The sequence below is a fragment of the Pseudolactococcus yaeyamensis genome (assembly GCF_054658615.1).
The window spans coordinates 1-12,041 of record NZ_BAAGGP010000010.1 but is presented as its reverse complement, the minus strand read 5'-3'; the positions used below and the strand labels follow the sequence as shown (position 1 = coordinate 12,041).

Below are 12,041 nucleotides of genomic sequence, written 5' to 3'. Positions count from 1 at the left end.
TTAAAAAGAAAGTTGGAGACACATGAGTAAGGAAATGCAAGCTGCATTCACCCTTTTGGAGGAAGAAAAAGGCATCTCGCCTGAAGTTGTGATTGGTGCGATTGCTGAGGCTTTAACAGCGGCTTACAAAAAACAATACAATCAATCACAAAACGTGACGATTGAGTACAACGACGCCAAAGGAGATTTTATCGTTTACTCAACGCGTGAAGTTGTAGATGAAGTTTTTGATAGCCGTTTGGAAATGAGCCTAGAGGATGCCCTCGCACTCAATTCACACTATCAAATCGGCGATAAAATTCGTTTTGAAGAAAAACCGAAAGATTTTGCTCGGACAGCAGCTAATGCAGCCAAACAAGTCATTATGAACAAAATGCGTGAGGAATCACACACCATCATCTATAATGAATTCAAACGCTATGAAAATGAAATCATTCAGGGAACTGTAGAGCGTGTCGATGACCGTGCGATCTTTATCAATCTTGGTAAAGTTGACAGTATGCTTGGTAAACGTGATCAAATTCCGGGCGAGCGTTATCAGATTGGCGACAAAGTCAAAGTCTACGTTTCAGCTGTTGAACAGTCGAAAAAAGGCCCAATCGTTTATGTCAGCCGGACACATCCTGATTTGCTCAAACGGATGTTTGAAAAAGAAATTCCAGAAGTTTACGATGGTACGGTTGAAATTATCAGTATTGCGCGTGAGGCTGGCGATCGGGCCAAAGTTATCGTTAAATCTAACGATGCCAATGTTGATGCGATTGGGACAATCGTTGGCCCGCGTGGCTCACGGATTCGGACTTTGGTTGATGAATTACATGGCGAAAACATGGATATTATCGAATGGAACGAAGACCGTGCGACATTGATTAAGAATGCCTTGAAACCGGCGCAAGTCACAGATGTGATTATTGACGAAGAAACAGGCGAAACGGTTGTCATCGTACCAGATGAACAATTATCATTGGCTATCGGTAAACGTGGACAAAATGTCCGTTTGGCAGCTCACGTGACCAATAATAAAATCGACATCAAGTCTCAAACAAAATTTGATCAGGAAGCTGCGGACGTTCAAGCAGAAGAAATTGAAGCAGATTTTGCTGACGAAGTGCTTGACTAATTTGATTGACACAGGAGAGGAGTGAGTCACCATGGTGAAGACCAAAAAAATTCCTTTACGAAAATCTGTCGTCTCAAACACACAATTTCCTAAAAGAGAACTGTTGCGAATCGTCTATAATAAAGCAGGCGACATCAGTATTGACCCAACAGGAAAAGCTGCAGGGCGCGGCGCTTATATCGCCATCAAAAATGACGAAGCGCAGCAAGCCAAGAAAAAACGGGTTTTTGATCGTGTGTTTCAGACGCAGATTGCGGATCATTTTTATGACGAGTTAATCCTTTACGTCGATCATCAAGTCGAACGTGAAAAATTAGCAAAGGTGACCTATTCAATCGATGAGGCACCAGAAATTTAAGGCTAAACTATGACTGAAATAACAGATTTCAATAAAACAAAACTGGCGAATTCCCTAGGAATGGCCAAGAAAGCCGGAAAGATTGTGACAGGTGAAGAACTTGTCATCAAATCTATCCAGGCAGACCGTGCAAGATTAGTATTTGTTGCCCATGATGGCGCACCTAATCTTGTCAAACGTATCACTGATAAAACAACCTATTATGAAATTCCCATGCTAGACATCTTTTCTGCGGCCGAACTTTCTCACGCTATTGGTAGCGACCGGAAAGTCATCGCTGTTCAAGATAAAGGATTTGCCAAGAAAATGGAGAGTCTTATGAAATAAGAATAAAAAGGTGATCATGAGCGCTTAGCGCCGTATGAAAATAGGAAATCACATAGCTCTGCGCTTGCGCAGGTTCTGAGATTTATCTTTTTCACTAGGAGCTGCTCATTATGAACCGGATTAAGAAGGAGGACATCAACATGTCTGAAAAAAAACGTATTAACCAAATTGCTAAAGAGAGTGGATTAACTAATAAAGAACTTGTCGACCATGCCCAAAAAATCGGTTTACCCGTTAAATCGCACAGCTCAAGCATTGATGCTGAACAAACTAAACAGTTATTAAGCTCTTTTAAAGCTGCGGGAAATGGTAGTAAACAAGAAAAAACGACCAAGGCTACGCCCAAAAAAGTTGCAGAACCCAAAACTCAGAATCGTGTGATTGTGTCTGGCGGTAAAAAAGTCGTGACTGAAACAGAAACAGGCAACCGTCCGATTGTTGTCGGTGGTAAGAAAGTGCTGTCAGATGACGAAGTGTCTAGTGGTCGTGTCATTTCAGTAGGTGGCAAAACAGTTCCGCCAGCACCAAAAGCTGAGACTAAACAAGCTGTACCTGCTCAACAGGACAAGGTAGTCAACAAGTCTGCACAACCTGCGGCAAAAAAACAAGCTGAAAATAAGTCAGTAAAGAAAGCAGATAGTAAAGTAGAAACGAAAACTAAAGCGGAAACGTCGAAAAAAGTAGAGCGCCCAGCCAATGGTGGGATTAAAGTGATTAAGCGTGCGGAAGATATTAAACCGAAAAATGGTGGCATCAAAGTCATTCAACGTGCTGCTGATGTTGCGCCAGCAAGTCAAGGTAATGCCAACGCTAACCGCAATAAAAATAAGAAAAACCGCAATAATGGCAATAACGCCCAAGGACAAAGTAACCAAGGTGGCGGTAATCGTCAAGGCGGTCCATTACGTGTCAATGATAACCGGAACCAAGTTCGGAATGCCCGTAACTCTAACTGGAATAGTAATAAGAAGAAAAAAGGCAAACGTGGTGGTCAACAAGTTGCGCCACAACCAGTGGTTCAACGTAAATTCCATGAGCTGCCTGAAAGCCTCGTTTATTCTGAAGGCATGACAATCGCAGATTTGGCAAAACGTTTGAAACGTGAACCAGCTGAGCTTGTAAAAAAATTGTTCATGATGGGGATCATGACGACCCAAAACCAGTCTTTGGATAGCGATACGATTGAACTCTTGCTTTTGGACTATGGTGTCACACCTGAGAAAAAAGTCGAAGAAGATAAGACAGATATCGAACGTCTTTTCATTGAAGAGGGTTATCTCAATGAAGCTGAACTTGTTGAGCGTCCACCGGTGGTGACAATCATGGGTCACGTTGACCATGGTAAAACAACCTTGCTTGATACACTTCGTAATTCACGCGTAACAAGTGGCGAAGCGGGTGGTATCACGCAACATATCGGTGCTTACCAAATCGAAGAAAGTGGCAAAAAAATCACTTTCTTGGATACACCGGGACATGAGGCTTTCACAAGTATGCGTGCGCGTGGTGCGTCTGTCACAGATATTACGATTCTTGTCGTGGCAGCTGACGACGGCGTGATGCCCCAAACTATTGAGGCAATTAATCACTCAAAAGCAGCCGGTGTGCCAATCATCGTCGCCATTAACAAAATCGATAAACCGAGTGCTAACCCACAACGCGTGATTCAAGAGCTTGCTGAACATGGTATCATGAGTCAAGCATGGGGCGGGGAATCTGAATTCGTTGAGATTTCAGCCAAATTCAACACAAATATTGATGCCTTGTTAGAAACGGTGCTCTTGGTGGCAGAAATCCAAGAACTCAAAGCTGATCCAACGGTTAAAGCCATCGGTACGGTTGTTGAAGCGCGTCTTGACAAAGGAAAAGGTGCCATTGCAACCCTTCTCGTTCAACAAGGGACTTTACATCAACAAGACCCAATCGTAGTTGGCAATACTTTCGGACGTGTCCGTGCCATGGTCAATGATTTAGGTCGCCGTGAAAAAACTGCTGGCCCATCAAGTCCAGTTGAAATCACTGGTTTGAATGATGTCCCACAAGCGGGTGACCATTTTGCCGTCTTTGAAGACGAAAAAACAGCCCGCTCAGTCGGTGAGGAACGTGCCAAACGTGCCCTCTTTAATCAACGCAATAACACACACCGTGTCAGCCTTGAAAACCTGTTTGATACCCTTAAAGAAGGTCAAATCAAGTCTGTCAATGTCATCATCAAAGCTGACGTCCAAGGTTCCGCAGAAGCATTGGCAGCATCGTTGCAAAAAATTGAAGTTGAAGGCGTTAAAGTTGATATCGTTCATAGTGCTGTTGGTGCCATCAATGAATCAGATGTCTCACTTGCCGAAGCAGCAAATGCTGTGATTATTGGTTTCAATGTTCGACCGACACCACTTGCGCGTGTCCAAGCTGAAACTGATGAAGTTGAAATTCGTCTACACAGCATCATTTATAAAGTCATTGAAGAAGTTGAGACTGCCATGAAAGGTATGCTTGACCCTGAATTTGAAGAAAAAATCATCGGTGAAGCAGTCGTTCGTGAAACCTTTACAGTTTCTAAAGTTGGTACCATTGCCGGATTCATGGTCTTGTCAGGTTCAGTCAAACGTGATGCCAGCGTCCGTGTGATTCGTGATGGGATTGTCATCGCAGATGGTAACTTGTCATCTCTGAAACACTTTAAAGACGACGTCAAAGAAGTCAGAAAAGGTAATGAAGGTGGTCTTATGATTGATGGCTACAACGATATTGCTGTTGATGATACCTTTGAAGTCTACGAAATGGTGGAGATTAAACGTTAAAATGACGATTTTGAAACCTAAAATATCAGCAAACTTGCCTGTCTCAAATGATTTAATTTTGGCAGAAGAAGCTTATTTTGAAGAACACCATTATAAGGATAGTAAAGCAGACCGTTCATCTTGCGAACGTGTCTGTTTTCGTCAATCTGTTTTCACAAATTGTGATTTTTCAGGCGTTAATTTTACCAGTTTTGAATGTTTAGATGTTGTTTTCAACCATTGTGATTTATCCAATGTTGCGTGGTTATCAGGTGTTTTTCATCGCGTTGAATTCAACAATTGTCGCATGACAGGTGCTAATTTTGCCGAAAGTGTCTTGCATAACTGTGTGTTTAACAATGCTTTGTTAAACTATACCTCGTTCAATTTTACCAAGTTTAAAAATACCCAGTTTCTTGAGTCGCCATTACAAGACAGTGAGTTTATGGAAGTTATTTATACCAATTTAAATTTTCAGTCTTGTGAGTTGACAGCATCAAATTGGGCGCACACAGCCATGAACCAGCTTGATTTTTCGAGTTCGACATTTGAACACTTAACTTATAGTTTAGAACGTATCAAGGGATTGAAAGTTAGTCCTAGTCAAGCGCTGACCTTAGCGACATCTTTAGGGATTCGCATTGTTCAAGAATTGTAAAGTTTATTATAAATAGAAAATCATAGAGAGGAGAAACCATGTCAAATACACATCGTAGTGACCGTGTCGCGGTTGAACTCATGCGTGAAATTAATGATATTTTACGTCTGAAAATTCGCGACCCTCGTGTGCAAAAAGTCAATATTTCTGACGTCCAAATCACGGGTGACCTCAGTCAAGCGACGGTCTATTATAGCTTGTTGTCTGACCTCGCATCAGATAACGAAAAAGCTAGAATTGGCCTTAAAAAAGCAACTGGCGCCATCAAAAGTGAATTGGCTAAGCGCATGACGCTTTATAAAATTCCTGATTTGATTTTTGCTAAAGATGAATCTGTTGCCTATGGTGGCAAAATTGATGAATTATTACGCAATTTGAATCAGGATTAAATAATTAAAAAACGAACGATTATTTAAGAATCGTTCGTTTTTCTGTTGTCACCCGTAAAGTTTGATGCGCTTTAAGTTGATGAATTTCACCATCAATTTGAACAGGCTGATCACTTGTAATCTCTAATGTAAAGGAGCCGTCTATCATATGGTGAACATGTTTATTAGCTAAATGTTTGGCTTTTAGCACTTTAGGAATCAAAGCAAAAATACCTAGGAGATGAATGCGGTCGACTTCAACTAAATGAATATCGGCATCCATGAGACTAGCATCTGGCGCTAGTGGCACGCCACCACCAAAAAAAGGATGTTTGGTTAAAGTAAAAAGAAATGTCTTAGTAAAAGTCACGCCATTGACAGTCACTTGGAATGGTTTCTTGGAGAAAATAATTTTTAAAGCAGTCGTTAAATAAGCCAGTTGTCCCAGTTTTAAAGTATTTAAGAACCCTTTGGTCAGACTTTGATTTGTGGCATCAACAATCGCCGCATCAAGCCCTATTCCGAAATTGTTTGTTGCAATACCTGATAAACCTTCAGACTCATATTTCAAGACATAAATCGTTTGGGGTGTCGATTTGTGAATATTGTCAAATGTTTCAATCGTATCTTGCAGAGACACCTCAAGTCCTCTGGCGAAGTCGTTACCAGAACCAGCAGGGATATAAGAAAAGGCTTGTTCTGCTGGTAATGCATTAACAGCCAGGGAAATTGTACCATCACCGCCAATAATGATGATGCGGTCATTCATGTTTTTTTGTGCCAGAATATCCGTCATTAACCGATGCTCATCAAGTGGCTGCTGTGTGTTAAAGAGATGATAAGTTATCTTTTGTTGTGTCAAATAAGCTGTCAGCTTATCCGTTACTTGCTGCCCATGCCCATGGCCTGCATGGGGATTCGCTAATATGTAATAATCCATACCTATTATTTTACCAAAAAAATGGTAGAGGTGTTGAGAAAGGGTTAGAAATCAGGTATAATAAAAGTTAGAATAGTCTAACAATTAACCATAGAGCAGTCAAATCAAAGTATATAGTAGAAACCGTAGTCAACGGTTTTTAATTTAGAAAGTCCGCCATGAAAGAAAATACGCGTCGCTTAATCGATTATTCCCTTCCCGCAGTGTTTGAAAATATTTTGCAAACGAGCGTCGGTTTTGTGGATAGCGTCCTAATCGCAAAAATCTCACTAGTCGCCGTCTCTGCGGTCAGTCTTGTCAATGGCGTCATGGCTGTCTATCAAGCGGTTTTTATCGCCTTAGCCGTCGCTGTCGCAACTGTCGTATCTAATGCTGCAGGTGCCAGAGCAACGAAAGAAGTTTCAGAAAACGTTAGGCAATCTATAGCACTGTCTTTGGTTATTGGCGTGATTTTATCGATTTTGTCCTTAGTTTTAGCCGAGCCCATTTTACGAGCAATGGGGGCAAGGGATGAAATTTTACAGCAAGGGATTGTTTTTTTTCGTGTAATTGCTGGCACGAGTGTCCTCATCGTTTTGATGACCGTATTAGGTCAGTTGATCCGGACTGCTGGTCAACCGAGAACGCCTTTAACTATTAATTTAGTTGTTAATATTCTAAATTTCTGTCTGGATGTTGTGCTTATTTTTGGTTTATTTGGTTTGCCAAGACTTGGCATTCTGGGGGCTGGGATTGGCACAGCACTTTCCAGATTAATTGGTGTGGGTTTACTCTTTCATAAACTACAAAAAACGACACATCGTTTGAAAGGCCCCGTGATTAGTTTAAAATATCAGCTTTTCAAAACTGAAATCGTTAAAAGAGCGCTACCGATTATGGGAGAGCGATTAATGATGCGACTTGGGGATATTGTAATTTTTGTTATCATCATCGCTTATGGTAGTAAAGTTTTTGCTGGTAACGCCATTGGTGAGACAATAACAGCTTATAACTATCTTCCAGCATTTGGTTTTGCAACAGGAGCAAGTATTTTAATTGCGAGAGCCTACGGTGCAAAAGATAGTCTAGAAATACGGACGTTGACCAAAAAATCCTTTGTTATGACAGCAATTATAAGCACCTTTGTTGGTGGTATGATTTTTGCTTTTTCGAGTTTTATTTTGAATTTCTTTACTAACGATGCGGTAGCTGTTTCAGCGGCACATGTTGTTATTTTGATTTCATTTGTCAGCGAACCGATAGTTGCTGGCGTCATTATCTATACAGCTGCCCTCCAAGCGATGGGAGATGCAAAAACACCTTTTTATGCCACGATGTTTGGCATGTGGATAATTCGCATAGGTCTTGCTTGGATTTTAGGAACAGCATTTGGTATGGGAATTTGGGGCGTATGGATTGCCACGGTTTTAGATAATATTTTCCGTTTAATTGTGTTAAAATTAGTGTATGAATGTCGAATTGAAAATCAAAACATTAACAGAACAACTTAATCAATATGCACACGCATATTATACATTAGATAATCCAGTCGTTGAAGATGCAGAATATGACCGTCTCTACCGTGAACTTGTCACATTGGAAACTGAAAATCCAAATCTCGTTCGAGCAGATTCGCCAACGCATCGAACCGGCGATGTCGTACTATCAGGCTTTAAAAAGTATACCCACGACTATCAGCTCTATAGCTTACAAGATGCATTTTCAAAAGAGGAGCTTGAAGCATTTGATGCCCGCGTGCGCAAAGAAATCCCAGATCCTGAATATATTTGTGAACTCAAAATTGACGGCTTATCCTTGTCTCTTGTTTATGCTAATGGCGTGTTGGAGACAGCGGCAACACGTGGTGACGGCAGTATAGGAGAGGATATTACAGAACAGGTCAAACGAATCAAAGATGTTCCATTAGTCTTGAGTGAACCGATTGATATTGTTGTTCGAGGCGAAGCTTATTTACCCCGTCGTAATTTTCAAAAATTAAATTTAGAACGTGAAGAAGAAGGTTTGCCATCATTCGCTAATCCGCGTAATGCTGCAGCAGGTACTTTGCGACAACTCGACACGAAAGTCGTTGCAAAACGTGGTCTTGCAACTTTCCTCTATCAAGAAGCAAGCCCGGCGACTAATGACACGCAAGAAGAAGTCCTAGAGTATCTGGAAAAACTAGGTCTTGTAGTCAATGAGCAGCGAGCTTTTGCGACCAACATAAGTGAAATTTGGGCGTTTATTGAAAAGGTTGCAGCTCAACGTGATTCACTTGCCTATGACATAGATGGCGTTGTGATTAAGGTAAATCAATTAGCGCAGCAAGATGCACTTGGTTTCACCGTGAAATTTCCAAAATGGGCGATAGCCTATAAATTTCCAGCTGAATTGGCTGAAACTGAAATTTTAAGTGTTGATTGGACTGTTGGTAGAACAGGTGTTGTCACACCGACTGCTAATATGATACCAGTGTTATTAGCTCAGACAACTGTTGCAAGAGCAACCTTGCATAATGTTGATTATATCAAGGAAAAGGATATTCGATTAGGCGATAAAGTTGTGATTTACAAGGCTGGAGACATCATCCCTGCTGTTCAGCGCGTTCTTTTGGACAAAAGACCTTCTGATTCTGTTGATCTAGATATTCCAAAACATTGCCCAGAATGTGAGTCAGATTTACTGCATTTTGAAGATGAAGTTGCCTTGCGCTGTGTTAATCCGCTATGCCCTGCTCAAATACGAGAGAAATTAATCCATTTTGCCAGTCGTGGTGCCATGAATATTACGGGTCTTGGGATTGCAGTGGTAACGCAACTTTTTGACAAAAAACTCATTACTGATGTTGCTGATTTATATCAACTTACTATAGATGACCTTCTAAAACTAGATAAAGTTAAAGAAAAATCAGCTGAGAAATTATATCAAGCTATTCAATCTTCTAAAGAAAATTCAGTTGAAAAATTGATTTTTGGATTAGGTATTCGTCATGTTGGTTCAAAAGCAGCTAAAATAATTGCTGAAAACTTATCGAATTTGGATAGTATTGCGACTGCAACAGTTGAGACATTATCAGCCATTCCAACGATTGGCACAGTACTGGCCGAAAGTTTGACAAAATATTTTGCATTGGAAGGCACGAAAAAACTCTTGGTCGAACTACAAGCTGTGGGTGTTAATTTTGATTATCTAGGTCCCGTTAAGCGAGATGATGCCCCTTTATCAGGTAAGACCGTTGTCTTAACGGGGAAATTATCACAATTAACACGAACTGAAGCCAAAGAAAAATTGGAGAATTTAGGCGCAAATGTCAGTGGTAGTGTCTCCAAAAAAACAGATATTGTTGTTGCCGGAAGTGACGCGGGTAGCAAGTTGACGAAAGCACAGGACCTCGGCATTGAGATCTGGACAGAAGAGGAGTTAATCAAATTATGAGAACGAGACTAATCTATAACCCAACCTCAGGGCAAGAGACGATGAAAAAAAATATCGCTGAAATTTTAGATGTTCTAGAAAATTTCGGTCATGAAACTTCTGCTTTTGCGACAACTGCCGAAAAACACTCTGCAAAAAACGAAGCAAGACGTGCGGCAGAGGTGGGATTTGAATTGATTATTGCAGCTGGTGGAGATGGGACGATTAATGAAGTTGTTAATGGGATTGCACCGCTTGAAAATCGGCCAAAATTAGCGATTATTCCAGCAGGAACAACTAATGATTTTGCGCGTGCATTAAAAATCCCTCGTAACAATCCAGTTGCTGCGGCAAGAATTATCGGTAAGGAGCAATCTTTAAATATGGATGTTGGCTGTGCGGGAGATGATAAATATTTTATCAATATCGCTGCAGGGGGCTCTTTAACTGAATTGACTTACAGTGTCCCTTCACAGCTTAAAACAGCTTTTGGTTATTTAGCTTATCTAGCTAAAGGTGCTGAATTATTACCCCGTGTTAAGGCAGTACCCCTTAAAATCACACATGATGAGGGCGTATTTGAAGGTGAAATTTCCATGTTTTTTGCTGCCTTGACTAATTCAGTCGGTGGTTTCGAACAAATCGCTCCTGATGCCCAACTTGATGATGGTCTATTTACACTTATTTTAGTCAAAACAGCTAACTTATTTGAAATGATTCGGCTAATTGGTTTAGTGCTTAATGGTGGTAAACACATTGATGATAAAAAAATAGAGTATATCAAAACGAGTCAAATCGAAATTGAGCCTCAGTCAGATGATCGGATGATGATTAATCTAGATGGCGAGTACGGTGGTGATGCGCCCATTACGCTAACTAATTTTAAAAATCATATTGAGATGTATGCGAATTTAGATGAGATTAGTGATGAGAATTACTCTGGTGATGAAGAGGACTTAGAACTTGAAGCAGTCGTTAGCAAATTCTCTGAAGAAGCTGAAAAAACGTGTGATATTGAAGAATAATTTGATATAATGAAATAGTTGGTTTGAAATATTTTATATTAGACGACATGATAAAAATTTTCGATTGAAAATTTTTAAACGGAAAGTTACCCAAGTGGCTTAAGGGGATGCCTTGGAAAGGCGTTAGACGTGGAAACGCGTGCGCGGGTTCGAATCCCGTGCTTTCCTTGATTTTAAAGCAGAAAGATTAAAATAGGTCATGTTTTGACAAACCTAAAACAAAAGTCTTAAAAATAAAATCTTCTGCCCTTCGATTAGATAGTACAGTATCACGACCATTGAGAATAGAGTCTTACCAAAACTTTTTAATGTATTCAACAATTTTCTTTTTGATACGATATTTTTGATTTCGGTCAATCTTCTCCCCTCTTTTGAGTGCTTCAAATAAAAGAATCTCCTCAGGTGTTAAGACAAGATGAATCTCCTGACATAAAAGTTTGTACATGACATTTTCCGCTACGTTTTGCGTATGATCAAAGATATAGAAAGTCTCAGATAATTCGCAATAATCCAGTTGGTCAAACTTCCTTTTGACAGCCATAACCTTGCGATATTGGTCAATCAAAAAACAAGAATATCTGACTTTGAAGTAGGCGTAGAAATTAACTGCTCTATTAGGCGTCTTTACCAAAAGTTGCTGGTAGATCTCTAGTGCGATAATCATTCCCTCCTGCATATAGTCCTCTAATTCCCAAGATGGAATTGTCGTCTTCTTGCGACAATTCATAATAATCGGTTCAATCTTCTTAAGTATCACTTCAATTTCATCCATTTGTATACTCCATTCTTTAAATATAGATATTATGTACTAGTTACAGTATAAACCAAAAAAGCTCCTAAAAACTCAAGATGTCGTGAACGTACTCAAAAAATGCCATGAATGACCTGAATATTTTTAAATGATGCCATATATGAAGTGATAAATAATAAAAAAAGAAAAATAAAAGCAAAAGTAGTTGACATGAACCAGTAGATTTGATAGTATAATAAAGTACTCAAAACGAGGTCACGAATGATTGGAAAGAAATAAAAAAACTTTTCAAAAAAGTGTTGACAAGTTAGTGAAGTTTTGGTA

At 40.0% G+C, this 12,041-nt stretch carries 11 protein-coding genes and 1 tRNA gene; 10 read left to right on the top strand and 2 right to left on the bottom strand.

Translation table 11 applies throughout. The features are described from left to right. Window positions 1–22: 22 nt before the first annotated feature. The 6 genes from nusA to rbfA all read left to right on the top strand — a co-directional run bounded on the left by nusA (window position 23) and on the right by rbfA (window position 5,629). Complete coding sequence (gene nusA, locus ACYQ21_RS03370) at window positions 23–1,120, top strand: transcription termination factor NusA (RefSeq protein WP_460055156.1); 1,098 nt, start codon at window positions 23–25, stop codon at window positions 1,118–1,120. A gap of 31 nt (window positions 1,121–1,151) precedes the next feature. Beyond that, a complete protein-coding gene (gene rnpM / locus ACYQ21_RS03365) occupies window positions 1,152–1,478 on the top strand; it encodes an RNase P modulator RnpM (RefSeq protein WP_460055154.1) in 327 nt (108 codons plus the stop codon). A gap of 9 nt (window positions 1,479–1,487) precedes the next feature. Beyond that, complete coding sequence (locus ACYQ21_RS03360) at window positions 1,488–1,805, top strand: YlxQ-related RNA-binding protein (protein WP_416185069.1); 318 nt, start codon at window positions 1,488–1,490, stop codon at window positions 1,803–1,805. Window positions 1,806–1,945: 140 nt separating this feature from the next. Further along, entirely contained in the window at window positions 1,946–4,603 is a 2,658-nt protein-coding gene (infB, locus tag ACYQ21_RS03355; RefSeq protein ID WP_460055151.1) for a translation initiation factor IF-2, read from the top strand. A 1-nt stretch (window position 4,604) separates the two neighbouring features. Then, on the top strand, window positions 4,605–5,240 hold the full coding sequence (locus ACYQ21_RS03350) for a pentapeptide repeat-containing protein (RefSeq protein ID WP_460055149.1): 636 nt from the start codon (window positions 4,605–4,607) through the stop codon (window positions 5,238–5,240). Window positions 5,241–5,278: 38 nt separating this feature from the next. After that, window positions 5,279–5,629, top strand: coding sequence for a 30S ribosome-binding factor RbfA (gene rbfA / locus ACYQ21_RS03345; protein ID WP_460055146.1), 351 nt, complete (start codon window positions 5,279–5,281; stop codon window positions 5,627–5,629). A 19-nt stretch (window positions 5,630–5,648) separates the two neighbouring features. On the opposite strand, the gene ACYQ21_RS03340 is transcribed toward rbfA, so the two are convergent. Beyond that, window positions 5,649–6,548, bottom strand: coding sequence for a diacylglycerol/lipid kinase family protein (locus ACYQ21_RS03340; protein ID WP_460055143.1), 900 nt, complete (start codon window positions 6,546–6,548; stop codon window positions 5,649–5,651). 158 nt (window positions 6,549–6,706) lie between these two features. On the opposite strand from ACYQ21_RS03340, the gene ACYQ21_RS03335 reads away from it, so the two are divergent. From ACYQ21_RS03335 to ACYQ21_RS03320, 4 genes are all read left to right on the top strand, one after another. Continuing rightward, window positions 6,707–8,038 carry an MATE family efflux transporter gene (locus ACYQ21_RS03335; protein WP_460055141.1) on the top strand — a complete coding sequence of 444 codons (1,332 nt, stop codon included), beginning with the start codon at window positions 6,707–6,709 and terminating at the stop codon, window positions 8,036–8,038. After that, window positions 7,995–9,962, top strand: a complete 1,968-nt coding sequence (gene ligA / locus ACYQ21_RS03330; protein WP_460055138.1) for an NAD-dependent DNA ligase LigA — start codon at window positions 7,995–7,997, stop codon at window positions 9,960–9,962. The genes ACYQ21_RS03335 and ligA overlap by 44 nt, the downstream gene beginning before the upstream one ends. Next, window positions 9,959–10,966 carry a diacylglycerol kinase gene (locus ACYQ21_RS03325; RefSeq protein WP_460055135.1) on the top strand — a complete coding sequence of 336 codons (1,008 nt, stop codon included), beginning with the start codon at window positions 9,959–9,961 and terminating at the stop codon, window positions 10,964–10,966. Before ligA ends, ACYQ21_RS03325 begins: the two co-directional genes overlap by 4 nt. 80 nt (window positions 10,967–11,046) lie before the next feature. Continuing rightward, window positions 11,047–11,134 (top strand) — tRNA-Ser (locus tag ACYQ21_RS03320). Window positions 11,135–11,258: 124 nt separating this feature from the next. Here ACYQ21_RS03320 and ACYQ21_RS03315 read toward each other — a convergent pair. Beyond that, window positions 11,259–11,738 carry a hypothetical protein gene (locus tag ACYQ21_RS03315; protein WP_460055132.1) on the bottom strand — a complete coding sequence of 160 codons (480 nt, stop codon included), beginning with the start codon at window positions 11,736–11,738 and terminating at the stop codon, window positions 11,259–11,261. Between the last annotated feature and the right edge of the window lie 303 nt (window positions 11,739–12,041).